Raw genomic sequence first — 25,869 nt, 5'->3', positions numbered from 1 at the left:
CTAGATAAGCCGGTGTTTGTCAGTTTAAATTATTTATAGGCTTCACTAGATACCAAGATAACGAATCTAAGCCTCATCGTTTAAACGGTGAGGCTTTTTAGTGTGATAATCATCAAGAGAGAGAGATAAGGCTTTGTAAAACCGTTTCTAGCTCTTTTTTGTTGATCGGTTTTGACAAAAATTCATCCATACCCACTTGCATACATGCCTCGCGATCTTCTTCAGTGTTATTTGCAGTGAGTGCGACGATAGGGATGTCGTCATCTTGGGCGCGAATTGCTTGGGTGGCTTGTAACCCATCCATTATAGGCATTCTGCAGTCCATCAGAATTAATGAAATCTCTTCACGCTGCTCTTTTAATGTATCGAGTGCTTGCTGACCGTCTTCTGCGACAATACTGCGATAACCCAATTTGCTGAGCATTTTGCAGGCTATTTTCTGATTGGTTAGGCTGTCTTCAACTACTAAAATCAGTGGTGACACCATTTGCGTGGTAGCTTCTGAGATGATGAGTTCGCTCACACTTTCCTCGATATTTTTTGTTTGGGTGAACATCCGTGTCACGGGTAGCGTTAAGCGCATCAGCTCCGAGAGTAGTAGTGCACTGTCTAACGGTTTTGTCAAAAAGCCATCACATTGATCCAGCAATAATGAAGGAATACGGCGTTCATGTTTTGTACTAAACAAAATTTTAGGTAGTGATGTGTTTGCAAGTAAACTGCTCAATGCTTGACGTCTATCGATACTTGTCACTATTTGGTTACTACCGGCTAAGATGGCTCTGGTTGCATCAAATGACGTTAGGGCAGAGGGTTTCTTATCGCTGCTTGAGATATTAAATTTGGCGTCATTACCGACAACGATGGTACTGGTATCATAATATTCGTAATCTAATAGTAATAAAGGTGCTAGGGTTTTTGCATCGTGCTCGAGTTGCTCTGTAATCTGTTTAATGGCAGCGAGGTCTATAGAGGTATAAATAGCGGCAGTGATAGATAGATGAATACACAGCTGCTGTAAGTGCTTTGCTACCAGTGGTTGGTTCACGACTGCGATAAGATAAATCTGACTCAGATGTGGACTCTGATGATAGACCGGTTGGTAATTTGGGCGACGACAAGGCAAATAAAGGTTGAACGTACTGCCTTCATCAACCGTACTGGTTAGCTCGATAAATCCGCCCAACAGTCTTGCAAAGCTATTGACGTTTTTTAAACCCAGTTCTGTCTCAATGGTATTTTGCTCTACCAAGGTATTTTCTTGATGTTGAGATTTGTTCAAAGAAGCCAGTAGCTGATGCTGCTTGGCAGTCGTTATACCTATACCAGTGTCCTGTATGCTAAAGCGTACCCAACAGTCGGAGTCTCCTACTATAAGGTTATTATCAATAAACCGTAAGGTGTTTTGACTACTCTCTGGCATTTGCTCTTGAGTGACCGTTTCAACAATCAGGGCAACGTGACCGAGTGATGTGAACTTTATGGCATTGTGCAACAAGTTCAATAAAATCTGGCGAAGACGGACATCGTCTGTGTCGATATAGCGTGGACAATTTGGCTCAAAAAAGTAAATCAGCTCAAGACTTTTTTGCCGTATGTCACCTATCAGCATTTCATTGACGTCTTGGCCTAGCTTATAAATATCGATAGGTTCGATATTTAGGCGCGTTTTTCTGACTTCAATATTGCCGATATGCAGCGTATCATTCAGCGCTGTTAGCATGTTTTGACTGGTTCTGATCAGAGTATCTAAAATCTTGCTTTGTCTGTCATCTAACTTATTAGGATCGAGAGGTTCAAGAATATCGATCATGGCTTCTAGCGGTATGCGCAGCTTATGACCAATAACGAATCGAAGTTTATTGAGCTCATCGAGCTTGTGCTGTAGTTTTTTGTTTTGTCGCTGCAACTGCTCATTTTGATTGACGATTTCATTGACGTCGTTAAAAAGAACTGTAAAACCGTGTACTTGTCCATGTTCGCCAAACCATGGGGTGATATGCAGTTGATAAGCTTGTTTGTTCTCTAGTCCATAAACTGTCAGGGTACGAGCGACTTGTAGACTAGATAAGGTTTGTAATAGTTGCTGAGTGGGCTCATCTCTACCCACGACAAAATCAGTCAGCTCATAACTGTGCTCACTCGTGGGGGAAGGGGCAAATATCTGCTCAAAGCGCTGATTATAAAAACTGATCCGGCCGCGGCGTACACTCATCAGCATGGGTAGCGGTGCTTGGTCAACCAAACGCTCTAAACGATGCTTTAGCGTCTTGATACGTCGATAGTCATTATGGAGCTGATAACTGACACGGCTAAGGGCATGACCTAACAACATAAACTCAGCGGTAGATTTTTTTCGCAAAAATGGCGGCGGTGTGTAGGCTTCTTTTGCGTGACTGCTCAAGCTGTCAGTATATACCAGCAGCTGCTCCCAATTGGCTCGGCGACCGAGCATATAGAGTAAAGCTATGATAAAAAGAATGATCGCAGTCATCAGTGGCAGCCAGTAACGATAAGATACCCAGCTAATAACAAGGGGCGCATGCGTTAAGATAATACAAATCTTATGACCACTTTTGAGGTTGATTGTCCCTTTTAAGTCACTGCTACTGATGACATAGGCACTCTGACCCTTACTATTGGCAGGTATGGCTTTCGTAGTAGGAAAGGTGACAGCCGCAAAGGCTGATTCATCGGAGCGTATATTCTGATGAATATAAGTTTGTCCCGATGGGGTCATCAAAATAAGCTGATAACTGACATCATCCAAAAAAGGCCGCGCCAGAATCTTTTTTATTTCACTATTTACAGGGTCTGTATGTTCAATAATACTGTGCTGTAGTGAGTAGAACGTATCTATGCTGTGTTGTTCACTATGTTTTTTCATCCCATCAAACAGTGTGGCATAGTACAGCACTAGCATGACCAATAAGGACAAAACATAAAAAATCAGTAAGCGCTGCAATGACTGAAACTGTTGCATGAAAGCGTGGCCCTATATCGACATAATAGAATATAGTAAAATTATAATACCTTTTTATGAGCGCTCAGTGGTCTACAATTTTTAGTGAGTATATTGTTAGGCCAATGCTTCTCTCAGAATAACAATGGGCTGCCAGTCAGCAGTCACTATCCATATATTATTACTCTATAATAAAGCCAACAGACTGAACAATTCGGGTATTTTCTATTATAGAGATAAATACCATCATTAGTCATACTCGATTGCCACCATTACAATCATGGCACAACATCGTAAACTCACCTATAATGAGCAAATCAACCTTATATATTGCACCATTATGACGACGATTGCCTCCACTTTTGATCCAGCCAATTTTTCTACTAAAAATAATAATTCAGCTACTGCCCCAATGAGAGTGGTATTTGCTGGAACTCCTGAGTTTGCAGCGATTAGTCTGGAGTCACTAATCAGTCAGCAAGACGTGCTGAATATAGAGATTGTCGCGGTGTACACGCAGCCTGATCGCAAAGCAGGCCGTGGACAGAAGCTGGCGGCCTCTGCGGTGAAAGAAGTTGCCCTCGCAAACGATATCCCTGTAGAGCAACCACTCACCTTTAAAAAATCCAGCACCGAAGGGTTGGCTGCTAGGCAAACTCTGCGCACTTACCAGCCAGATGTCATTATTGTCGCCGCTTACGGATTGATTTTACCTATCGGTGTATTAGAGACGCCTACTCATGGTTGCCTAAATATCCATGCCTCACTATTACCGCGTTGGCGCGGTGCTGCACCTATTCATCGTGCACTCTTGGCTGGAGATGATGAGACCGGCATTACCATCATGCAGATGGACAAAGGGTTGGATACAGGCGACATGCTTTATAAAGTCAGCGCTAGTATTGAGCCTATCGATACTGCTGCCAGTCTACACGATAAAATGGCTGCGCTTGGTGCGACAGCCATCAGTCAGGTGCTAAAAGACTTATCTACTTATCAAGCGCAAGCTATCCCTCAAGATGACAGTCAAGCCAACTATGCTGAAAAGCTGGTCAAAACGGAAGGTGAAGTGGACTGGTCCCAGCCAGCTGCCGCTATTGAACGCCAAATCCGAGGGTTGACCCCATGGCCGGGCGCTTATACTTTTTTGGCAGGGCAACGTGTCAAAGTCTTGGCTAGCTTGCCTGTGAATGCATCTCAACAAACAAATGAGCCTGCTGGCACGGTAGTGAGTGTCGGACGTAAAGCGATTTTAGTCGCTTGTGGTAAGGATAATGATACCGAGTCTTCGGCTACTACTTTGGCCATTACTCACTTGCAGTTTGCAGGTGGTAAGCCCATGACGGCCGAACAAGTTTGCCACGGCAACCAGTTAAATGACGGCGACCAATTTACGACAGAATCAAAATAACTGAACCTAACTTAATGATAGTTAATTCTATCTGCACAAGACGCTATCAATGATGCGTCAAGGAAATGAAATTTAATGAGACAAAACAGTACTGCGCCTAGAAACAATAAGCTCAAACCATCAAGCAACCTTATTATGAATGGTAGCGTACGCGTGCGTGTGATTCGCACCTTACTGGCTATTCAAAATGGTCAGTCGCTCTCAAGCGTCCTTGATCCGTTACTAAACAGTCTGCATGATGGTGACAAAGGTTTCGCTCATGCCTTACTGCTCACAACACTACGCCAGTGGCATGCGCTGGCACGTTTGCTCGACAGCTTAGCAGACAACCCTATTGATGAAGTTGAAGTTCGTACCACCATTCAAATAGGCTTAGTACAACTACTCTATTTAGAAGTGGCTGACCATGCTGCGATTCATGAAACTGTTGAAGCTGCAAAAGAGATTGAGTTCGCTCATTCAACTGGTTTAGTAAATGCTATTTTGCGTAAAGTTGCCAAAAATCCAAGTAAATTCCGTAAGAAGTGCGATAAAAAACATAGTCTACCGAATTGGCTCGCTTATCAGCTTAAGCAAGATTGGAGTGAGGAGTATGATGAGCTGACACAAGGCTTGCGCCAACCAGCACCGATGTTTTTACGAGTGAATTCTGCGGTTACTTCGGTAGAGGAGTATCAGCATGCATTGGACGGGGCAGAAATTGATGCAGATATCGTTGAGCTAACGACTGGTTTTAAGGTAGCGAATTCGTCAGAGCCTGCCGCTTCTACCACGCTATCAACCAAAGGTCTTAGACTACATCAAAGCACTGCCGTTAATGCTTTGCCTGATTTTGCTGTAGGGACTGCCAGCGTACAAGACATGCATGCCCAGCTAGCGGCACCGATTATTAATCAAGCATTGATGGCTAAGCTTAGTTCTGAAAGTGCGAATACTAACAGCGACAGTGATGAAAGTAATAATAATGAGCTACACATTTTAGATGCATGTGCGGCACCTGGTGGTAAATTGGCTCACTGGTTAGAGCTTATAAGCGCTAATGACGAACCATCGTTGTTTCACGTGAAACAAGACAACACTGAAACGTCACCGGCGATTACTGATATTAAGGTAACGGCTATTGACAACGAAGCACCACGTATCGAACGTATTCGTGAGAATTTACAGCGCCTGAATTTAAGTCAGCACGATCTGCAACAAGCAGAGAAAAGTGTTGCACTTAATATCGTCTGTGCAGATGCAACCAGATGGCAGCATGGCAAGAATAAAAAAGCGGCGACAAATGAGCCGGTATTTGATGCGATATTATTGGATTCTCCTTGTACCGCGACTGGCGTAATTCGCCGTCATCCTGATATCAGTATCCTGCGTACCGAAGAAGACATCGAGCAAACGGCGCTGCTACAAGCAGATATCTTGCATAACCTATGGCCACAACTTAAAGCTGGTGGTTATCTGCTGTACGTGACATGTTCTATCTTAAAGCAAGAGAACGTCGAGCAAATGCAAGACTTTGTCACTCATCATAATGATGCAGTAGCGATTGAGTTTACCGAGGATTGCAGTTGGGGTATCGAACAAGCGATCGGTCGTCAGTGCTTACCGATTGATAGCGCAAGCGGTGATGGTTTTTATTATGCGCTGTTGCACAAAATGGCCGAATAAACCGTTTTTCACTATTAAATAACATTATTGTAGACAGGACAATCTAATGAAATATATCAGTACCCGTGGTCAGACAGCGCCGATGGATTTTAGTGATGTGCTTTTGATGGGTCTTGCCCCAGATGGTGGTTTGATGTTGCCTGAGCATTATCCGAATATCGATAGTGCAACGCTTGATGAGTGGCGTACGTACAGCTATCCACAGCTTGCGATGGCGATTATGCAGCGTTTTGCGACAGATATTCCTGTGGCTGATTTGCAAGACCTCATTGAACGCACTTATACCACTGAGGTGTTTGGCTCTGACGAGATTGTTCCTGTCCGCAAACTTGACCATAACTTATATATTCTAGGATTATCAAACGGTCCGACATTAGCATTTAAAGATGTCGCCATGCAGTTTTTGGGCAATGCTTTCGAGTATGTGCTTAAGAAAAAAGACGCGCGTATTACGATCATTGGTGCAACCAGTGGTGATACGGGTAGTGCAGCGGAATATGCACTACGCGGTAAAGAAAATGTCGAAGTGTTTATGCTGTCACCACATGGCAAAATGAGTGAATTCCAGCGTGCGCAGATGTATAGTTTGACGGATGCTAATATTCATAATATCGCTATCGATGGGATGTTTGATGACTGTCAGGACATCGTCAAAGCCCTACAGCAAGATGCTGAGTTTAAAGCCGCTTATAATTTAGGCACGGTAAACTCTATCAACTGGGGTCGTATCCTAGCGCAGATTGTTTACTACTTTAAAGCTTACTTTGCAGTCACGACGAGCAACGATGAAAAAGTCAGCTTTAGCGTACCATCAGGTAACTTCGGTAATATTTGTGCTGGTCACATCGCGCGTGAAATGGGACTGCCAATCGACCGTTTGATTGTCGCAACCAATGAAAACGACGTGTTGAATGACTTTTTTAATCAAGGTGCTTATCAGCCGCGTCCGACTGAAAAAACCTATATCACCTCAAGCCCATCGATGGATATCTCAAAAGCGTCTAACTTTGAGCGTTTTGTTTATCTGTTATTAGAGAAAGATAGCGCCCGTGTCCATGAGTTATTCGAAGGGGTGAAGTCTGGTCAAGGTTTCGACTTATCTGAGCTAATGGAAGCGGTTAATACTCGCTATGGTTTTGCTGCTGGTAAATCTACCCACAGCGATCGTCTGCAAACCATCAAAGCACTGTACGAACAACATGGTGAATTGGTCGATCCACATACTGCTGATGGTATCAAAGTGGCTAAAGAGCTACAGCTTGATGGCGAAATCATCGTTTGTGCAGAGACAGCATTACCTGTCAAGTTTGCGGATACCATTGTTGAGGCGATTGGTCAGATAGACATTGCTCGCCCAGCTCATACCGAAGGATTGGAGAGTTTACCGCAGCATGTAGTCGTGCTAGACAATAATGCTGAGCTGATCGCTGAGCAAATTCGCCAACATGTTACGCCTAATCCAGCCTAAATAATGGCGAGTTTGAGGCTTTTTGAGTGTGTCATCCAAACAAGCTGTATCCGCATAAAAGTTACACCATTGTAATAAAGTGTTTATGATTGTGTTATGGTAGATATAATTGTAATATTAGAAACAGCGTCGGCCATATATCATTGTGCTAGACGCTTTTTTAGAAATCCTACTGGCCAATTATACTGAACCGTTGCCCTATAAGCGTCATAAAAAATTTCTGATATATCACTGATATCGTTGATTTTTACTTGAACTTTAGTCAAGTAAAAATTTTAGAAGTGATAAATCAAGTACGATGTATTGTGACGAAAACAGTGGTACATATTGTGGATATAACAATGAAGATGAGCTTAAAAAAGATAGCAAAAGCACTGTTAATCACGACATTTAGCAGTGCCATGCTAATGACCACAGCCCACGCTAACAATCCACCACCTACCATCAAAGCCGATGCACCTAATCGCTATACCGTCAAAAAAGGTGATACGCTTTGGGACATCTCGGGTCGCTACTTGGACAGTCCATGGCGCTGGAAAGAAATTTGGGCAACCAATAAGCAAATCAAAAATCCCAACCTCATTTATCCCAATGACATTCTTATTCTCTGCGTCATTCAAGGCAAGACTCTCATAGGTGTTGATACGGGCGAGGGCTGTGCTGGTATTGAAAAGCAGCTAACAGGTAACGTGGTTGCTAGTACAGTATCAGTGACTTCAACTGCCAATAGCATTCCACCTATTCCATGGTCTGCTATTCAGCACTGGCTTGATAAAACACTCATTGTTAATCCTCAAGATTTTAATACCACTCCTTATATATTGGCCTCTAAAAAAGGCAACTTAATCACGGCAAGTGGTGACAAGATATATGCCAAAGGTGTGCCGCTTATCGTCGGTCAGCGTTATGGCATTTACCGTGAAGGTGAGCTGTATGTTGAGCCAAAAACCCAAGAGGTTATCGGATTGGAGGTCACGCAAGTGGCAACAGGTCTGGTGACTTCTACTGAGACCAGTGGCGTTACTAGCTTACAGCTGACTAACAGCTATGGTAAAGAAGTGCGTGAAGGGGATCGCGTATTCGTAGAATTAGATAACGCTATTCCTCCTGTCTTTTATCCAATGCCTGCAAGCGTCAGCCGTGGCGGTATGATCGTACGTGTGATGGACTCTATCAGCTCGGCTGCCAAAGGTAGTGTAGTGGCCATCAATTTAGGTAGCTTAGAAGGCGCCAAGCCAGGTGATGTACTGACCGTCTATCAAAAAGGTGCTTTGGTACGCGATACCAAGGACAATGATATGCCCGTACGCTTGCCAAATGAGAAAAGCGGTATGGTGATGGTGTTTAATAGTTTCGATCACATCAGTTATGCCTATGTGCTAGATTCAGAGTTACCGCTCAATGTCGGTGACCAGTTATTGCCACCGCCTTATCTATAAATAAGTAGCACTGCTCTGATATGACCATGATACGTGCGCCTATACGAGACAGATAACTATGACGGCAGTTACCTCTTCCTTATCTGATGATCAGCGCGCTATATTGGCGCTGTGGTATGAGGTGAATGCATCATTAACGGCGTATCATAAGCTTATTGCTGCTTTTGGCAATGCACAGTTTGCATGGCAAGCAACTGTGTCAGCTTGGCGACAGATGGGTATTCATCATACTCATCTCAAACGTCACGAGGAGCCCAAGCAAACCTCTGCCAACATCGAAAAAATTCAGCAAGCACTCGTAGATGGACGTTATGGTCTACTATTTGCCGATCAGCCTGACTATCCTAATCAGCTTTTACAAATCTATGATCCACCGCCATTATTATTTTTTCGAGGCAATAGTGCGCGTCTACATCAAGCTCAAATTGCGATCGTTGGTAGCCGTAAACCCACTGCGCACGCCCAAAAAATCACGTTTGATATGGCGCAATATTTAGCGCAGGCAGGTTATATTATTACCAGCGGTCTGGCGATGGGCGTAGATAAGCAGGCTCATTTGGGCGCATTGGCGCAGACGGATTTTGACTATCAAGGTCGGACGATTGGCGTGATGGGCACAGGTATTGATGTTAATTATCCCAATCATCGCGATCACTTGTTTACCCAGATTATTGAGCAGGGTGGTTGTATTATCAGTGAGCTGCTACCGCACACTCAGCCGCACAAGCATACATTTCCGCGTCGCAACCGGTTGGTGGCTGGGCTCAGTCTAGCGACGATTGTCACAGAAGCTACTATCCAAAGTGGTTCACTGATTACCGCACGTCTAACCTCTGAGCAAGGCAAGCAAGTGTTTGCGATTCCAAGTCATATTGATAATAACAATGCTGAAGGCTGTCACCACCTGATTCGTGAAGGTGCCACTTTGATTTATCACCCAAAGCAAGTACTAGAAGATGTTAGTGGGCAACTTGATTATAATCATCGCTCATATAATGCCTCAAGTCTCGCAGATAATCTCAATAGCCATAAAACGACCATCACGCGCTCTACTGATGCGCCAAACATAGAGCCAGTCGCGAGCACAGCCACCAATCAGCAGCCATCTTCTAGTATCAAGTCACCTCGTAGCGCAGCGGTTATCCCAGAGCATTTAAGCGGTATTTATGAGCAGCTTGATTGGCACGGTCAGGATCTAGACGCACTTATGGTGTCTACCAAGCTGACTGCACCAGTACTGATTGGACAGCTAATGGAGCTTGAGCTGTTGGGCGTGATCAGTGTGCAAGGCGGGCGTTATTTGCGCGTATAAGCCATCTCTACCTCTAAAGTCTCTACCTTTAAAATAAGTATCCATACTTGTGTATGCCTAGAGATACAAACAGACCAATTTTAGAGATATTTAAACTTCTGCCACTTAGTTATTCTGCTGTGCATGATATTATTGATGATTCATTTCTACTATTCTGAACTGTGCATACCATGAATCAATCTACTCAATTTAGCCCGCTTATTACTGACTCTCCAACACTAGCTGCACAGTGGCTAAAAGAGGGGAAACTGCTCGCATATCCAACTGAAAGCGTTTGGGGTATCGGCTGTGATGCCTATGACGAAGTAGCCGTCCAGCGTATCTTAGACATCAAACAGCGCCCGCAAGCCAAAGGGATGATCGTCATTACCGACAGCGTAGAGCGATTAACGCCTCTGCTATCTGCTTTGACTGATGAGCAACGGGCGACCATTACCAAGAGTTGGCAGACAGATAGCGCCAACGATGACCTACACGACAAGCAAGCACAGACATGGCTACTGCCTGTTCCGCAGACCCTAACTATTGCTATTCCTACTTGGGTAACAGGTCAGCATCAGACCATCGCTGTCAGAGTGATTGCTCATCCTGTCATTCGCCAACTGTGCCAGCAACTAGTCAGCGCACACAATCCATTTGGCTTGCTAGTTTCGACCAGCTGTAATCCATCAGGCCAACTGCCCGCTAATACTTTTGAGGCAGCTTATACTTATTTTGGTGAGCAAATTGGTTACTTACAGGCTAAAACCTTGGGCTATACCTCACCCAGTCAAATTCGCGATGCAACGACAGGGTTAGTCATTCGTTAAAACGCAATCTCCCACATTCCTTTACCAAAAGTATGTCAAAGTCATTTTGATATATAGGTCAAAAAAGAAGAGGATGGTTGTATAGGTCGATACTTTATTGAATATGAGATACGACAGCTAGCAGACATAGGGAGTAGGGCATGAATATTTTAATCAGTGGTGGCTCAGGGTTTTTGGGTAGTGCGTTCAGCAAAGAGCTTCAAAGGCGTTATCAACAGGCTGATAGAGACCTAAACGTTACTTGGCTAACTCGAGATAGCAGTCAAGCGCACCCTGACAATATTAACATGATGACTTATGAAGAGCTTGCGACGTCTGATATGAGCTTTGATGTCATTGTAAATCTGGCGGGTGCAGGCATTGCTGACGCGCGCTGGAGTGATGAGCGCAAAGAGCAGTTGCTCGCTAGCCGTATCAAGCCGACTGAGTCGCTGTTAGCATTCATCGCACGCACCAGCATCAAACCCAAATTACTCGTAAGTGGCTCAGCGATTGGGTGGTACGGTACGCAAGGTGATAAACCGTTAACCGAAAGTAGTGATTATGAGTCAGATTTCGCCCATACATTGTGTAATAAATGGGAGCAGCTGGCCGTAAAAGCAACTCAATATAACGTCCCTGTGGCTATCGTCCGAACCGGTGTGGTGATTCATCCTGAGGGCGGCATGCTTGGCAAGCTGTTGACACCATTCAAAATAGGTGTCGGTGGTCAGTTGGCTGATGGTCAGCAAATCATGAGCTGGATCAGCCGTGAAGACTGGGTAGCAGCTACAATATTTATCATTGAGCAGCAGCTTGTTGGCAAGAATGATGAACGTGTTAATGCTTTGCAGACTGCCAACAATACACCAGCACTCGTGTACAACCTGACGGCACCAAACCCAGTGACCAATCATACCTTTACCAAAACGCTTGGCGCATGGCTACATCGTCCAACGTTTTTTACCTTGCCAACATTCTTGCTTAAGCTGATGTTTGGTGAAATGTCTACATTATTGATTGATGGCCAAAAAGTACTGCCGAAAGCATTAGAGAGTGCAGGTTATGAGTTTAGACAGCCAACCCTCAAACAAGCGTTAGAAATTCAAAAATAGCTATTTATGTTTCATGTGAAACAAAAAACCACTTAGATACTTAGATACGCTGCACCTAGATGCAGTGTATCTAAGAGCTATGAATTATTTATGAAAAGTATGTCATTGGTGCGGATGGCCATAGATTTCGTATAAGATGAACCTATTCCTATATGTATAGATACGACTATGTGGCCTTTTATTATTTTTACTCAGCTGTTAGTGGTGATAACCAGTGCCATGCTTTGGTGGTTTATCAAACCCAAACACACTTTTGGCAAAGTAACGCTAGTAGCCGCTGTCTGTATAGTAAACAACCTAGTACTCGTATATGGACTGACTGAGTCCTTGTATGAACGCTTCCACGTTTATTTGGTGGTTGGTATCTTACAAGGGTTTATGGTCTATACTGCTTTGATAGTGGCGATTATTCGGCTTATTTACCACCAGCTATTTAAACACTCTTTTTCTCCTAAGCGCCTACGTGTAGTAGCGGTTGTTATTTATATCGGCATTGTTAGTTTAGCGGTATTCAATGCGTATTCGCCTGTGATACACCACATAACGGTAACGACGAACAAGCCGCTTGATAAACCGATGACCATTGCTTTAGCGTCTGATACCCATCTGGGCAGATGGTTTGGTAATCGAAAACTGAATAAACTTGCTAGTCTGATTGCGTTGCAACATCCCGATGTGGTGATGCTGGCAGGTGATATCATGAACGATACGACTTATTATTATGATAAAAACAACATGCATGAGTCTCTATCAAAACTGCACGCGCCGCTTGGCGTTTATGCCGTCTTGGGTAATCATGATTATTCAGGAAATCAGGTGGAAATTGCGAAGGCTGTGACTGATGCAGGTATAAATGTCATTGATAATAAAAGTGTCCTGCTTGATGACTCAGTGTGGTTGGTAGGTCGATCAGATGAGACCGACCCTATGCGCCCAAAGGCGGCAAAGTTACTCACTCAAGTTGATACAAATAAGCCAGTTATATTTTTGGAACACAGCCCAGCTGCTATGAATGAAGTAAGTGCTTTACCAGTAGACTTGCATCTGTCTGGGCATACCCATGGCGGGCAAATATTTCCGATGACCATTCTGATACACTGGTTGCAGCCGTTGGTGTACGGTGCTAAGCAACTGGGCGGTACTGAGTTTTTGGTCACTTCAGGTTATGGCTTTGGTGCGGTGCCTTTTAGATTAGGTACGCGCTCAGAGATTTGGATTATTAAGTTGCAGTCTACTTCATAGATTGTATTGGCTGTGTCTACTACTAAAATTTTGTAATACATTCAAAAGTAATCGTTTTCGCTTACTGTTACTTCCTTTGTCTCTCTTTTTCTTAACGTCAGTTGTTCCAAATTTATCATGTCCAAGGACACTTCATGCGTTACGCATTTTTCATCACAATTTTTTTATTATTGCAGTTGTTTAGTGCCGGTACGGTCTTGAGTTTACAGTGGTGGTTAGCGCCGTGGTTCTCAGTGATGCCGATATCAATCGTATGGATTAGTGTGTTTACCGTGACTAATGGCTTGCTACTTCTGAGTGTCAAAAGAGCATTTGCTAACAGTTATCGCTGGATCAGTGGCTGGATGTTGGTCATGCATTTTATGCTACTAACGGCGTTTTTCACCAGTCTACTTTATGGTGGATACTGGCTGGCAATCTCATTGATAAATATCCCTTTACATGACTCGTATGTGATAGGTGTTGGACTACGCATGCTAGCGCTAGTGTTATTTGCTGGATTGTTTGTGTACGCACTATACAGCGCCTATGTACCTGTCATTCGCAAACTGTCTATCAACCTTGACAAGCCTTTAGCAAAACCGCTTCGTATCGCTGTTGCCAGTGATTTACATATTGGGCGATTATTTGGCAGTGGGGCGATAGATAGATTGAGTCGCATGATGACGTATTCTGAGGCAGATATATTGCTGATGCCAGGAGACATCATGGATGATAATACAGAGGCCTTTGCTGATTATAATATGCAAAATAATTTGGCAGAGCTGTGTGATAATGTGCCTTACGGCGTCTATGCGACACTAGGGAATCATGATTTGTACGGCCATGAGCAACCGATCAGTCATGCGCTTCGTGATGCAGGTGTGCAATTACTCAATGATGAGGCAGTGTGTATCGAGCACGCTGGGCAGTCTATTTGGATCGTTGGACGTTTTGACAATCATAAACGGCAGCGAGTCGCGACTACTGAATTATTGGCAGGCATAGATACCGCAGTGCCTGTGATATTGTTAGATCATAGGCCGAGCGATATCGTTGAGCATAGCCAGTTGCCTATTGATTTACAAGTCTCTGGGCATACCCACAATGGGCAGGTTTTCCCTGCTAACTTTATCGTAAACGCTATCAATCGGCTAGGCTATGGCTACGAAGCAATCGGCAAAGGGCACTTCGTTGTGTCATCAGGTTACGGCTTTTGGGGTATTCCGTTCCGATTGGGTTCACGCTCAGAGATTTGGTTAATTACCGTTTCTGGTCAGAAAGATTAGTTGGTAACTGATAGTGGATAGGTAGTAGAAAGTAGTAATGATTAACTATGCCACGAGCTGCGATCTTGTATTAATGACTTCACGCACGAAGCCGCCAAAACCATTGATGATATCTTTAGTTTCTTGACCCAGACCTTGATGCACGCTCATAAAATGAATAAAACCATGCGGTGCACCCAGTATCGTCTGCGTCTCAACGAAAATCCCGTATCCTGTTAATTGTTTGGCATAAGCGAATGCCTCGTCACGCAATACATCCAGTTCAGCGGCAACAATATAAGTAGGGCATACTTGACTGTTGTCGCCAAGCATAGGGGCATTGAGGATATGCTGGCGTGGTAGAGGGCTGTCTTTTAGACAAGCAGCACCGAATACAGCCACATCCGCATGATCCAATAGTAAACCTTCGCCATATAATTCCCAGCTTGGATAATCAGTTTCAATATCAGTGACTGGATAAAGGGGCATTTGTGCTAGTGGTGCTGGTAGCTCGTTCAACAAATCAAACATTTTTTGGCCTTCTACGCCTAAATCTAGCCAAGCTGATTTTGAAGGGGCAGATAGCTGCTGCGCCATCAACGTGGACAGACCACCACCCGCACTATCACCTGCGAGGACGATACGCGATGGTAACGCGCCTAGTGTATGGCAATGCTCAGTGAGCCAAGCATAAGCGGTAATACAGTCTCTGAGTGCAGTGGGAGCAGGATATTCAGGCGCCAAGCGATAATCCACACTGACCACTGGCCAACCAGTCTGCTCACAAACTGCATGACAGAACTCATGATGCGTGTCGACATCACCGATACAAAACCCACCACCATGAAAGAACAACATGACGGTTTCATCAGGATTATGAGCGCGTCCTTTTCTAGAGCCAATTTTATTGATTCTTGCTTGATAGCAGCGAACCGTCATCTCGCCATCATCGGCATTGGCTATGGTTTTATCTTCCCAATGGACAGATTTTTCGCCTCTCTTTGTAAAGGGTTTGATGTTACTTAACATATGGCAGCCAGCTTGCTGCCATACTCTCGGTGCCTGCATCGCCACTGCATCTGCGGTAAAACGCTCACGCAGCTCATGCATCGGCGTAAGCTCTAGTGGTGTTTTGAGATGACTGTTGACAGCAAGGATCAAACGCAGATGAGCATTGGCATGTAAGTACTGCTTTGAATGTGGTCCCTTTAGATAGGCAATCAAACTCTCTAGTATCGGTGTTGGCAGATAACCAAGGCTTTTCATTGCGTAATGCAAAGTATGTGGTTGGTAGTTTGTCATTGGGTTGTAGCTGAGCATTTTCTCTTTAACGCTCAGACGCTTTTCCTGAACATTACTTTCTGTTGTTTCGCTACTTGTCTCATCGTTCGACGCCAAATGCAGCGCCATCAATGTTTTGTTAAGTAGGGTATTGATTGATGATACTGTTGAATTAGACATAACATCTCTCAGGACGGTTTTTAAGTGCTTGTTGTTACATCAACGTACACTTTAATGTAAGTAATAATATTTGTAGAAATAATAAGGTAGTAGTGCGTAAAGCGGGGTGTTATTTGGTAATACCGTGGATAGTAATAGTAAAGTATTTAGATTAATTGACGTTTTTTTGTACCTTTTGTTAGCGAATATTGAGATCCATTGACACAACAAGAAAATACTGTGCGGATGTTATAGACAGTGTTGTGAGCATATTTGTCGTAAATGCGAAAAAATCCTTGGTTTTAGGCTTGAAATTTATACCCATCACCTTTATCAAGCAGCTATTGAAGCGTATTAATAAAAACAATCAGTAAGAACCGTTAAACATTGAATGAAGACACAGTAAGACTAGCCCTTGGCTGATCTGCGGTGTCTAAAATCACTCTCTATTATTGACATTCCAAGGAGCTATCATGAGCGAGCAAACCCCGAACCCTGAATCTGTTGACCAAAACGTGGTACATGACAACATTGAGCACAGTGACAGTATCTTAGAAGAAACCATGAAAGAGTTTGATCCACAGAACAACTCAGGTGAAGCAGCTATTATTGAAAACGAAATCAATCTCGATACGTTTACAGCTCGTATTGCTGAATTAGAAGGCGAAGTAAAACAAGCCAAAGAAGGCACGGCTCGTGCTAACGCCGAAGCCTATAATGCGCAAAAACGCATGGAGCAAGAAGCGGATAAGAGCAAAAAGTTCGCACTACAGAAATTTGCTAAAGAGTTATTAGACATCGTCGATAACTTAGAGCGAGCCATGGAAAACGCGGATGCCAACGATCCTGTCGCTGAAGGCGTGCAACTCACGCACAAAGCATTGGTTGCGGTATTGACCAAAAATGGCGTAGAAGTGGTCGATCCACAAGGCGAAAAATTCAACGCTGACTTCCATGAAGCGGTTGGTATTGATCCAGAAGCTGCCGCTGATACTGTAGGCACCGTGTTGCAAAAAGGCTATAGCTTGAATGGTCGTCTACTACGTCCTGCTATGGTACGTGTGGGTCAATAATATTTTTTTTGGGCTAAACCTTACTAATATAAAGGTTTTTCACAAAAAATCACATGAAACACAGTTTTTGCGTGATGATTGCCTTGAAAAAACCAACAGGCAAACCGATATATAGCAACAAGTGACCGACTATGGTCTGGATAGATAAGTATTTATATTGACAATAAATTAGGAGCAATTGATTATGGGTAAAGTAATTGGTATTGATTTAGGTACGACTAACTCGTGTGTAGCAGTAATGGAAGGCGACAAAGTCAAAGTCATCGAAAATGCTGAAGGTACTCGTACCACACCATCAATCGTCGCTTATAAGGATGACGAAATCCTTGTTGGTCAGTCAGCCAAGCGTCAAGCGGTAACCAACCCAAACAATACTTTGTTTGCGATTAAGCGTTTGATCGGTCGTCGTTTTGATGACAAAGTCGTGCAAAAAGACATCGGTATGGTGCCTTATAAAATCGCTAAAGCAGACAACGGCGATGCATGGGTAGAAATCAACGGTAAAAAGCTTGCACCACCACAGGTTTCTGCTGAAATCTTGAAAAAAATGAAAAAAACAGCAGAAGACTATCTTGGTGAGAGCGTGACTGAAGCAGTTGTAACTGTACCTGCTTACTTCAATGACTCACAGCGTCAAGCAACCAAAGATGCTGGTAAAATCGCTGGTCTAGATGTAAAACGTATCATCAACGAGCCAACTGCTGCTGCTCTTGCTTATGGCATGGACAAAAAGCAAGGCGATAGCACTGTTGCTGTATATGATTTGGGCGGTGGTACATTCGATATCTCAATCATCGAAATCGCTGACGTAGATGGCGAGCAGCAGTTTGAAGTACTAGCAACCAACGGTGATACTTTCCTAGGTGGTGAAGACTTTGACTCAGCGTTGATTGACTTCTTAGTTGCTGAATTCAAAAAAGACCAAGACGTCAACCTAAAAGGTGATTCTCTTGCGATGCAGCGTCTAAAAGAAGCCGCAGAAAAAGCGAAAATCGAACTATCAAGCGCGCAAAGTACTGAAGTGAACTTGCCGTATATCACTGCTGATAGCAGTGGTCCTAAGCATTTGGTCGTCACCATCAGCCGCTCAAAACTTGAGAGCCTAACTGAAGAATTGGTCCAACGTACCATGGGTCCTTGTAAGATTGCGCTTGAAGATGCAGGCCTAAAAATTGGCGATATCGATGACGTTATCCTAGTTGGTGGTCAGACTCGTATGCCACTAGTACAGCAAAACGTACAAGCATTCTTTGGTCAAGAGCCACGTAAAGACGTGAACCCTGACGAAGCAGTAGCTGCAGGGGCTGCGATTCAAGGTGCCGTATTATCTGGTGAAAAGACTGACGTATTGCTACTTGATGTGACGCCATTGACCCTAGGTATCGAAACGATGGGCGGTGTGATGACGCCAGTTATTGAGAAAAACACCATGATTCCTACCAAGAAATCACAGGTATTCTCAACGGCTGAAGACAACCAACCAGCAGTAACGATTCAGGTATATCAAGGTGAGCGTAAAATTGCTAACCAAAACAAACAGCTTGGTCGTTTTGACTTGACGGACATTCCACCAGCACCACGTGGCCTACCGCAAATCGAAGTATCTTTTGACATCAATGCTGATGGTATCATGAACATCTCTGCGACAGACAAAGGTACTGGTAAAGCACAAAGTATCCAAATCAAAGCGGATTCTGGTTTGTCGGACGAAGAAGTCGAACAAATGGTTCGTGATGCAGAAGCCAATGCTGCTGAAGATGAGAAATTCGCTAACCTAGCGCAAGTTCGTAACGAAGCAGATGGTCGTATCCATGCGGTACAAAAAGCATTGAAAGAAGCCGAAGATAAAGTCACTGATGAAGAAAAATCATCAGTAGAAACGGCCATCACTGAGCTTGAAACTGCGGCGAAAGAAGATGACCATGACGAAATCAAAGCTAAGCTTGAAGCATTAGACAATGCATTCTTGCCAGTCAGCCAAAAGATTTATGCTGATGCAGGCGCTGGCGCAGAAGGTATGGATCCAAGCCAGTTCCAACAAGGTGCTGACGATGCAGGTAGCAACCAAGCTGATGACGACGTCGTTGATGCTGAGTTCACTGAAGTAGACGAAGACAAAAAATAATACCAAATCCAAAAACGCGATTAGCTGCGTCAAACTCGCTTAGTCTACTTAATGTAGTACTTACGCTCGTTTTCCTTGCTACTCAAGTTTTTGAAAATGGTATAGTCGATACAAATCGATAAGTAGTTGAATTAAAAAACGCATCTTTCGGGGTGCGTTTTTTTGTGGCTAATATTTCTACGAGTTGTCATTACTTCTACTATAGTCAAAGAACTCTAAAAGGGTACAAGGCAGCCGACTGCAGATTGTACAAGTAGTACATCTAAGGAGGGTAGCGCCATAGCGGTTGAGTATTTCACCGACTATATAAGTTACGTGATTAAGGTTTAAAGGAACTCACTGTCAGCACCTCATACGTTAAGTTGACACAAGGCTGTCCTTCCTCATCTTGCATTGAGAAGTGTTGCCAGTAGTCTGATTCAAACTGCTGTAGACGCGATTTTGTCCATATAAAGGTCTGGGTATTATTTGATTGTACTTGTGTCTGATTGGTCGATACGCCAGTGAGCTTCATGTGTTTTAGGATAGCGTAAGGGGTAGGGAACAGCAAATCAAAGCGCTGAGTTGAGAGTTCGATATTCTCAAAACCTGCATCAACCAATGCGCATTGCCACTTATCGATATCTGGATAGTTGAGACCTTGACCGGTCAGTGCCTTAATTTGCAAAAAATTATCTGGCGTAAAGGTACTAAAGAGTAGCTGACCTCTTGATTGTAACCGCTGCGCTGATTGCGCCACAAAGCTAAGCGGATTATCAAACCACTGTATGGCATTGGCACTGATGATTAAACTATGATTTTCTCCTAAGTCCATGGTCTCAGCATCACCAATCCTGATAGTCGCAGGTGGCAAAATAGCCTGTAATGTAGGGGCTTGCTTTGCGCACAACTCATTGATAGTCCACTGTGAGCTATCTATCTGCATCGCCATTAATCGAGTTAACTGACCTGTCCCTGCACCCACTTCTAATATGCTATTTTGCTTAGTATCAGCAATGCTACTGAGTAAAGTCTGACAGACTTGCCGCTGAATACTGGCATGTTGATCATAGTCGTTTGCATTGGCAAAATGTTGAGCGATGGTTTGTTTTCTGGAGGTGAGGCTCGAGGATGTGGTACGCGTTTTCATAATATTTATGGCATCCAAATAGGCCGAATTTCAATTGATAGTATGATTGACTGATTAATGAAAGCTGATGCATAAGCGCTTGCTGCTGAGTGAGATATAAAACTCGAGACTAAATACTATAGCTGCTGAATAAGACGTTCACAGTCCTCGTCAGTCAACTGAGCATTCATTACCAATCGAATACGGGCAGTATTCATAGGCACGGTGGGTGGCCTAATGGGCAAAGCGTAAAATCCTGCTGCTTGAAATTGCGCTGCTTTGGCAAGGGCGTCTGCATTATCCCCTAATATATAGGGCACGATAGGCGAGGCATAAACAATGTCTTGAATGTTTGACGATGTAGAATGTCGCTGTTGTATCGCTTGACTGACCTTGATGGATAAATGAGCGAGATGCGCACGTTCGTTGGTCAATGTGGGCATTTTGGCCAAAATAAATCGCGTCCATGCGTGATTGATCGGTGGTAGTGCCGTGCTATAAATGAGCGGTCGCATGGTGTTTATTAACCACTGTTTGACGACATCATCACACATGATATACGCACCCATTGAAGCAAATGCCTTGCCAAACGTCCCAACCAAATAATCAATCTCAGCCAATGTATGAGTTTCTTCTGCCAATCCGAGTCCTGTGTCACCCAGTACACCAATGGCATGCGCCTCATCGACATACAGCTCGATACGGGCATCTTTGGCTTTTAATGCGACCAGTTTAGGCAAATCAGCACGATCCCCATCCATACTAAACACGCTTTCGGTAACGACAATGATGCGTTCAATGGTAGAGTCGGCTTGTTCAATCAGTCGAGCCAGCTGCTCGTAATCATTGTGACGATAACGGCGATAGGTCACTAGCTTATTCTGAATCAAGCGAAGTCCATCGATAATACTGGCATGAACTAGTTTGTCCGCCAAAATAAGCGTGTGGATGGGTAGTGACGTGAGAGCAGGTAAGAGTCCAATATTGGCATGATAACCACTATTAAAGACAAGTACCGATTTCGCTGTCGATAGCACCTGTTTGTCTGCTACATTTTGATACCAGCTTTGCAATTCAGTTTCTAAGGCATCGAGCTGGACGTCGTTGCCAGTGAGCAGCCGTGATGAAGTAGCACTCATCTTTGGTAGATTATCTTCGGTCAACTGCCCTAGTTGATTGAAAAACTCAGTCTGGAGTTCAGGAGCGCTACCCAATCCAAGATAGTCATTACTGGCGATGTTTAATAGAGTTTTGCTATCACTGATGACATAACGCCCTTTATGTTCGATTTTTGGTAATTTGCGATATTGCTGCTTATCTTTTAATTGCATAATCTCAGTTTGGAGACGCTTATGAATAGGCATAGGCATAAAAAATTGTCCTTTTTATTATTTATCTAAGCAGTGGAGCAGGTAGATAGGCAGCGTAATGAGTAGGGAGTATTACACAAAACCTAGAGATGTAACAGAAAGTTTCATATCTCGCCCTTTGTAACGTTCACACTGATAAACGCTTTCAAATCTTAACTTGGCTACCGCCAAACACAGACAGTGTTTCTGAAATAGTTTGTTACTATGTATCCATCGTTAGCAGACAAGACGATAGGGTCAAAAAGCCCATATAAATAAATAACTTGTTTGTCAAAAAGTAACTCAAGGAGCTCATTATGAAAACTTTACAGAAAACTCTACTAGCACTAGCAACTGGTTCTTTACTAACAGTGAGCGCGCAAGCTGCCGTTAATTATGGCAGTGGTTATACTGGTCAGCCATATGTCGGCGCTAAAGTCGGTCAATTCGATTTAGATGTTGATGGCGCTGATGAGCCAACTGCATATGGTGTTTATGCTGGTTATAACTTCGATCCTAACTTTGGTATGGAAGTCGAATATGTTGGTTCAGATGATGCTGACTATAGAGGCGGCGACATCGATGCTAAAACATATGGCGCTTACGGTACTTATCGCTATGCATTTCCAAACAGCGGCTTATATGCAAAAGGTAAGCTAGGTGTTGCAAAAACTGAAGTAGAAGCTAACAACACTAACTTTGCTGGTGCTTCTGACTTCTCAGACGACGACACTAACATCGCTGGTGGTGTAGGTCTTGGCTATGCAGTAAACTCTGACTTCAGTGTTGAAGCTGAATATGACATGCTAGGTAGCGACGCAGATCTTATGACTGTTGGCGCACAGCTAAAATTCTAATTTATTAGAAAACAAGCTTTTAGCTAAACAGCTATAACAAAGAAACGATCACTTTAAGTGGTCGTTTTTTTTGTCTAAAATTTACGATAAAGCTTTTATGCCAATCGCCCATCAATACCTAATGGCTAATATATCATTACCGTTAAAGCATTGTTATCTTTGAAAATGTGCTACATTAAAAGCTAGAATCTCACAGACAAGAGGGATAGGTGCGATGGAGATACTTTGGATGATTGAACCTTGGCATTGGCTGGTATTAGGATTTGTACTGCTAATCGTTGAGATGTTTGTACCCACGTTTGCAAGCCTATGGTTTGGTGCAGCTGCCATCATCGTTGCTGCGCTTTCGTGGTTATTGCCAATCTCTATCGTTGCCCAAGTCATTATTTGGCTAGTACTCTCTGCCATATTCTTGCTGGCATGGTTCAAATTTATCAAGCCGTTATCAGTCGATCGTACCAAAGCTGGGCTTGGTGGTAGTGTGATCGTCGGCGAGGTTGGTATGATTATCGAGCCGCCACAATTGGATCGAGCAGGTATGGTCAGGTTTAGCGTGCCTATCGTCGGCGCTGCTGAGTGGGTGTGCCGGACGAGAGGGGAGCAAGTGGCAGTCGGTGATAGAGTGGTCGTGACCGATATAGTTGGCAACGAGCTGATTGTGAGCAGTATGAAATCGCAGGCAGCGATGCATAAAAATATGCAGGTATAATAATAGGGATGAGTTATGGAAAGCTTTAGTATCGTAATGATCGTATTGATTGCACTGGTGGTATTAACCGTGTTCAAAGGCGTGCGTATCGTACCGCAAGGTTATAAATGGGTCGTGCAGCGACTGGGAAAATATAGTCAAACGCTGGAGCCGGGGTTAAACCTGATTATTCCTTATGTCGATGATGTGGCTTATAAAGTCACCACCAAAGACATCGTGCTTGATATTCCATCACAAGAAGTCATCACTCGAGACAACGTGGTGATTATCGCCAATGCCGTGGCTTATATTAATATCGTGCGTCCTGACAAAGCGGTATACGGCATCGAGGATTATGAATATGGTATTCGCAATCTAGTGCAGACGTCTTTGCGCTCAATCATCGGTGAAATGGATCTAGATAGTGCCTTGTCGAGTCGCGACGAAATCAAGATGAAGCTAAAGCATGCAATCTCAGAAGATATCGCTGATTGGGGCATCACCCTAAAGACGGTAGAGATTCAAGATATTAACCCATCGCAAACCATGCAAGCGTCAATGGAAGAGCAGGCGGCGGCAGAGCGTCTGCGCCGTGCCACAGTGACCCGTGCTGATGGTCAAAAGCAAGCGGCTATCCTAGAAGCCGATGGGCGTCTAGAGGCCTCACGCCGTGATGCTGAAGCGCAGGTAGTGCTAGCGAGAGGCTCTGAAGAGTCGATTCGTTTGATCACCAATGCGATGGGCACGGAAGAGATGCCGATTGTTTATTTGCTTGGTGAGCAGTATATCAAGGCAATCCGTGAACTGGCTGAATCTGATAACTCAAAAATGGTGGTGTTACCTGCTGATATTTTAAGCACCGTAAAAGGTATGGTGGGTGATAAGTTAAAAGTGTAGTAACTATTATTTCAGATAAAAAAAGACCTCTATTGAGGTCTTTTTTGTGCCATAAATTCACCGTTACTTTTTAACGTTATTTTTTAACATTGCTTCTTAAAGCTGTTTTAAATCACTTTCGAAAAACGATTCTTGTGTTTTTTCTCAAGATACTCATCAAACACCATAGCGACATTACGACCAAGCAATCGACCTCTTGGTAAGACACGAATACCAGCGGCATCCATATCAATGAGCTTATCGTCTTGCATGGCGCCGAGCTGTGCTATTTCATCGATGAAGTAGGTAATCGCATCGATACCGAATTTCTGGTTTACGTCTTTAAAATCAACATAGTCGTGACAGAGCAACTTCATAATCACGTATTCACGCAGACGATCTTTGATTGATGTCTTGATGACTTTTACCGCTGGCATGACAGTAGGATTGATTTTTGCCATATCAATATTGGCTTGATAGGCTTGCAGATCCGTATCATTCTGCAATATATAGCGGGTACTGGCATTGGCGATTTGACTGATGGATGAGACCCCGAATCCTAATAAATCACAGTCACCCATGATGGTATAACCCTGAAAGTTACGATGTAATTTGCCCTCGCGCTGTGCGATAGCGAGTTCATCATCAGGCTTGGCGAAATGGTCAATACCGATATATTGATAGCCCGCGTCGCTCAGCATATTGATAGTATTGCCAAGCATCGTAAGCTTCGCTGCTGGATTGGGTAGGTCTTCATCTTTGATCTGACGTTGCGCCTTAAAGCGCTCAGGCAGGTGCGCGTAGTTAAATACCGACAGACGATCTGGTGACATCTCAATGATGCGCTGTACCGTTTGGTTAAAGGTATCAGGCGTTTGATGCGGCAGACCATAAATCAAGTCGATGTTAATAGAGTGAAAGCCGAGTTCGCGTGCTTCATTGAGGACGTTCTCAATCAATTCTGCGGAATGCACACGATTGACAGCGATTTGTACGGTCTCATCTAAATCTTGCACGCCCAAGCTAATACGATTAAAGCCAAGATTACGCAATACTTTTAGCGTATCTTCACTTAGCTCGCGTGGGTCAATCTCAATAGAGTAATCGCCTTCATCTTCGGGCAAAAATTCAAACTGCGTCTGCAAAAACTCCCACAGCTGAACCATTTCTTCGTCACGCAAAAATGTGGGTGTACCACCGCCCAAATGTAGCTGCTTGACCAACGGTTTGCTACTGCCTTCTGGCACAGATAATAAGCGACGCTTAAGCTTAATCTCAGCGATTAAATACTGCAAATAGTCACCTGAGTCGCTATTTTTTTTGGTGATGATCTTATTGCAAGCACAGTAGTAGCAAAGATGACGACAGAAAGGAATATGAAAATATAGAGACAGTGGTGCACGTGCTTCACGGTTTTGCAGGATTTTGGTCTCAAGACTGTCAGTGATTGGCGCGAACTCTAAAGCCGTGGGATAAGAAGTATATCGTGGCCCAGAATGATTGTATTTATTGACAATCGCTTCATCAAATGCAGGTAGGTGTTTGCTCGTAATACTGCCACGCGTACTGGTATAAGGGTTGTCTGGCTGCATGACAGGACGTGTCGTGGTCGGTTGCTCTCCTGCACGATTATAAGGCTGCTCGATATGGTCAGCACTGTTAGAATTGTTTTGTTCTGAATGTTCTGTCATGCGATATTCCTCG

Annotated in this window: 19 protein-coding genes; 14 read left to right on the top strand and 5 right to left on the bottom strand. The window is 43.8% G+C overall.

What is annotated here, in order from left to right:
• Positions 1 to 112: 112 nt before the first annotated feature.
• Positions 113 to 2,983, bottom strand: a complete 2,871-nt coding sequence (locus tag IP510_RS02915) for a response regulator (RefSeq protein ID WP_194363312.1) — start codon at positions 2,981 to 2,983, stop codon at positions 113 to 115.
• A 319-nt stretch (positions 2,984 to 3,302) separates the two neighbouring features.
• On the opposite strand from IP510_RS02915, the gene fmt reads away from it, so the two are divergent.
• The 9 genes from fmt to IP510_RS02870 all read left to right on the top strand — a co-directional run bounded on the left by fmt (position 3,303) and on the right by IP510_RS02870 (position 14,670).
• Positions 3,303 to 4,373, top strand: coding sequence for a methionyl-tRNA formyltransferase (gene fmt, locus IP510_RS02910; protein WP_194363311.1), 1,071 nt, complete (start codon positions 3,303 to 3,305; stop codon positions 4,371 to 4,373).
• 75 nt (positions 4,374 to 4,448) lie between these two features.
• Complete coding sequence (locus IP510_RS02905) at positions 4,449 to 6,038, top strand: transcription antitermination factor NusB (RefSeq protein WP_194363310.1); 1,590 nt, start codon at positions 4,449 to 4,451, stop codon at positions 6,036 to 6,038.
• Positions 6,039 to 6,084: 46 nt separating this feature from the next.
• Positions 6,085 to 7,506, top strand: coding sequence for a threonine synthase (gene thrC / locus IP510_RS02900; RefSeq protein WP_194363309.1), 1,422 nt, complete (start codon positions 6,085 to 6,087; stop codon positions 7,504 to 7,506).
• 341 nt (positions 7,507 to 7,847) lie between these two features.
• On the top strand, positions 7,848 to 8,945 hold the full coding sequence (locus tag IP510_RS02895; protein ID WP_227669442.1) for a LysM peptidoglycan-binding domain-containing protein: 1,098 nt from the start codon (positions 7,848 to 7,850) through the stop codon (positions 8,943 to 8,945).
• A gap of 58 nt (positions 8,946 to 9,003) precedes the next feature.
• Positions 9,004 to 10,257 (top strand): DNA-processing protein DprA, encoded by a 1,254-nt coding sequence (gene dprA, locus IP510_RS02890; RefSeq protein WP_194363307.1) that lies wholly within the window; start codon positions 9,004 to 9,006, stop codon positions 10,255 to 10,257.
• 170 nt (positions 10,258 to 10,427) lie between these two features.
• A complete protein-coding gene (locus IP510_RS02885) occupies positions 10,428 to 11,066 on the top strand; it encodes an L-threonylcarbamoyladenylate synthase (RefSeq protein WP_194363306.1) in 639 nt (212 codons plus the stop codon).
• A 140-nt stretch (positions 11,067 to 11,206) separates the two neighbouring features.
• Positions 11,207 to 12,160 carry a TIGR01777 family oxidoreductase gene (locus IP510_RS02880; protein WP_194363305.1) on the top strand — a complete coding sequence of 318 codons (954 nt, stop codon included), beginning with the start codon at positions 11,207 to 11,209 and terminating at the stop codon, positions 12,158 to 12,160.
• Positions 12,161 to 12,328: 168 nt separating this feature from the next.
• Positions 12,329 to 13,402, top strand: coding sequence for a metallophosphoesterase (locus IP510_RS02875; protein ID WP_194363304.1), 1,074 nt, complete (start codon positions 12,329 to 12,331; stop codon positions 13,400 to 13,402).
• Between the two features lie 134 nt (positions 13,403 to 13,536).
• Entirely contained in the window at positions 13,537 to 14,670 is a 1,134-nt protein-coding gene (locus IP510_RS02870) for a metallophosphoesterase (protein ID WP_194363303.1), read from the top strand.
• A 45-nt stretch (positions 14,671 to 14,715) separates the two neighbouring features.
• On the opposite strand, the gene IP510_RS02865 is transcribed toward IP510_RS02870, so the two are convergent.
• The gene (locus tag IP510_RS02865; RefSeq protein ID WP_194363302.1) at positions 14,716 to 16,110 is read right to left on the bottom strand and encodes an alpha/beta hydrolase; all 1,395 of its coding nucleotides are present in this window, start codon (positions 16,108 to 16,110) and stop codon (positions 14,716 to 14,718) included.
• Positions 16,111 to 16,562: 452 nt separating this feature from the next.
• On the opposite strand from IP510_RS02865, the gene grpE reads away from it, so the two are divergent.
• Positions 16,563 to 17,162 carry a nucleotide exchange factor GrpE gene (gene grpE / locus IP510_RS02860; RefSeq protein ID WP_194363301.1) on the top strand — a complete coding sequence of 200 codons (600 nt, stop codon included), beginning with the start codon at positions 16,563 to 16,565 and terminating at the stop codon, positions 17,160 to 17,162.
• A 184-nt stretch (positions 17,163 to 17,346) separates the two neighbouring features.
• On the top strand, positions 17,347 to 19,287 hold the full coding sequence (gene dnaK, locus IP510_RS02855; protein ID WP_194363300.1) for a molecular chaperone DnaK: 1,941 nt from the start codon (positions 17,347 to 17,349) through the stop codon (positions 19,285 to 19,287).
• Between the two features lie 319 nt (positions 19,288 to 19,606).
• Here dnaK and IP510_RS02850 read toward each other — a convergent pair whose 3' ends face one another.
• Together IP510_RS02850 and IP510_RS02845 are read right to left on the bottom strand one after the other, a co-directional pair.
• A complete protein-coding gene (locus IP510_RS02850) occupies positions 19,607 to 20,416 on the bottom strand; it encodes a methyltransferase domain-containing protein (RefSeq protein ID WP_194363299.1) in 810 nt (269 codons plus the stop codon).
• A 116-nt stretch (positions 20,417 to 20,532) separates the two neighbouring features.
• A complete protein-coding gene (locus IP510_RS02845; RefSeq protein WP_265087554.1) occupies positions 20,533 to 21,765 on the bottom strand; it encodes an 8-amino-7-oxononanoate synthase in 1,233 nt (410 codons plus the stop codon).
• A gap of 296 nt (positions 21,766 to 22,061) precedes the next feature.
• Between IP510_RS02845 and IP510_RS02840 the strand changes: the two genes are divergently transcribed.
• The 3 genes from IP510_RS02840 (at position 22,062) to IP510_RS02830 (ending at position 24,186) form a co-directional block, all read left to right on the top strand.
• The gene (locus IP510_RS02840) at positions 22,062 to 22,601 is read left to right on the top strand and encodes a porin family protein (protein WP_194363298.1); all 540 of its coding nucleotides are present in this window, start codon (positions 22,062 to 22,064) and stop codon (positions 22,599 to 22,601) included.
• Positions 22,602 to 22,815: 214 nt separating this feature from the next.
• Positions 22,816 to 23,310, top strand: a complete 495-nt coding sequence (locus tag IP510_RS02835) for an NfeD family protein (RefSeq protein WP_227669441.1) — start codon at positions 22,816 to 22,818, stop codon at positions 23,308 to 23,310.
• A 15-nt stretch (positions 23,311 to 23,325) separates the two neighbouring features.
• Positions 23,326 to 24,186 (top strand): SPFH domain-containing protein, encoded by an 861-nt coding sequence (locus IP510_RS02830; protein WP_194363297.1) that lies wholly within the window; start codon positions 23,326 to 23,328, stop codon positions 24,184 to 24,186.
• A gap of 107 nt (positions 24,187 to 24,293) precedes the next feature.
• Here IP510_RS02830 and hemN read toward each other — a convergent pair whose 3' ends face one another.
• Positions 24,294 to 25,757, bottom strand: a complete 1,464-nt coding sequence (gene hemN / locus IP510_RS02825) for an oxygen-independent coproporphyrinogen III oxidase (protein ID WP_227669487.1) — start codon at positions 25,755 to 25,757, stop codon at positions 24,294 to 24,296.
• Between the last annotated feature and the right edge of the window lie 112 nt (positions 25,758 to 25,869).

Source organism: Psychrobacter sp. NG254 (assembly GCF_015277735.1).
Classification (GTDB): Bacteria; Pseudomonadota; Gammaproteobacteria; order Pseudomonadales; family Moraxellaceae; genus Psychrobacter.
The sequence above is the reverse complement of the archived record's forward strand: the minus strand, read 5'-3'. Positions and strand labels throughout refer to the sequence as shown.

What these genes read in the sequence shown, in the direction of transcription:
- IP510_RS02845 (WP_265087554.1), bottom strand. Translation starts at nt 21,765, where the DNA reads ATGCCTATGCCTATTCATAAGCGTCTCCAAACTGAGATTATGCAATTA.
- IP510_RS02865 (WP_194363302.1), bottom strand. Translation starts at nt 16,110, where the DNA reads ATGTCTAATTCAACAGTATCATCAATCAATACCCTACTTAACAAAACA.
- dprA (WP_194363307.1), top strand. Translation starts at nt 9,004, where the DNA reads ATGACGGCAGTTACCTCTTCCTTATCTGATGATCAGCGCGCTATATTG.
- IP510_RS02915 (WP_194363312.1), bottom strand. Translation starts at nt 2,983, where the DNA reads ATGCAACAGTTTCAGTCATTGCAGCGCTTACTGATTTTTTATGTTTTG.
- IP510_RS02840 (WP_194363298.1), top strand. Translation starts at nt 22,062, where the DNA reads ATGAAAACTTTACAGAAAACTCTACTAGCACTAGCAACTGGTTCTTTA.
- dnaK (WP_194363300.1), top strand. Translation starts at nt 17,347, where the DNA reads ATGGGTAAAGTAATTGGTATTGATTTAGGTACGACTAACTCGTGTGTA.
- IP510_RS02895 (WP_227669442.1), top strand. Translation starts at nt 7,848, where the DNA reads ATGAAGATGAGCTTAAAAAAGATAGCAAAAGCACTGTTAATCACGACA.
- IP510_RS02875 (WP_194363304.1), top strand. Translation starts at nt 12,329, where the DNA reads ATGTGGCCTTTTATTATTTTTACTCAGCTGTTAGTGGTGATAACCAGT.
- thrC (WP_194363309.1), top strand. Translation starts at nt 6,085, where the DNA reads ATGAAATATATCAGTACCCGTGGTCAGACAGCGCCGATGGATTTTAGT.
- IP510_RS02905 (WP_194363310.1), top strand. Translation starts at nt 4,449, where the DNA reads ATGAGACAAAACAGTACTGCGCCTAGAAACAATAAGCTCAAACCATCA.
- IP510_RS02830 (WP_194363297.1), top strand. Translation starts at nt 23,326, where the DNA reads ATGGAAAGCTTTAGTATCGTAATGATCGTATTGATTGCACTGGTGGTA.
- IP510_RS02885 (WP_194363306.1), top strand. Translation starts at nt 10,428, where the DNA reads ATGAATCAATCTACTCAATTTAGCCCGCTTATTACTGACTCTCCAACA.
- IP510_RS02880 (WP_194363305.1), top strand. Translation starts at nt 11,207, where the DNA reads ATGAATATTTTAATCAGTGGTGGCTCAGGGTTTTTGGGTAGTGCGTTC.
- IP510_RS02850 (WP_194363299.1), bottom strand. Translation starts at nt 20,416, where the DNA reads ATGAAAACGCGTACCACATCCTCGAGCCTCACCTCCAGAAAACAAACC.
- grpE (WP_194363301.1), top strand. Translation starts at nt 16,563, where the DNA reads ATGAGCGAGCAAACCCCGAACCCTGAATCTGTTGACCAAAACGTGGTA.
- fmt (WP_194363311.1), top strand. Translation starts at nt 3,303, where the DNA reads ATGACGACGATTGCCTCCACTTTTGATCCAGCCAATTTTTCTACTAAA.
- IP510_RS02835 (WP_227669441.1), top strand. Translation starts at nt 22,816, where the DNA reads ATGGAGATACTTTGGATGATTGAACCTTGGCATTGGCTGGTATTAGGA.
- IP510_RS02870 (WP_194363303.1), top strand. Translation starts at nt 13,537, where the DNA reads ATGCGTTACGCATTTTTCATCACAATTTTTTTATTATTGCAGTTGTTT.
- hemN (WP_227669487.1), bottom strand. Translation starts at nt 25,757, where the DNA reads ATGCAGCCAGACAACCCTTATACCAGTACGCGTGGCAGTATTACGAGC.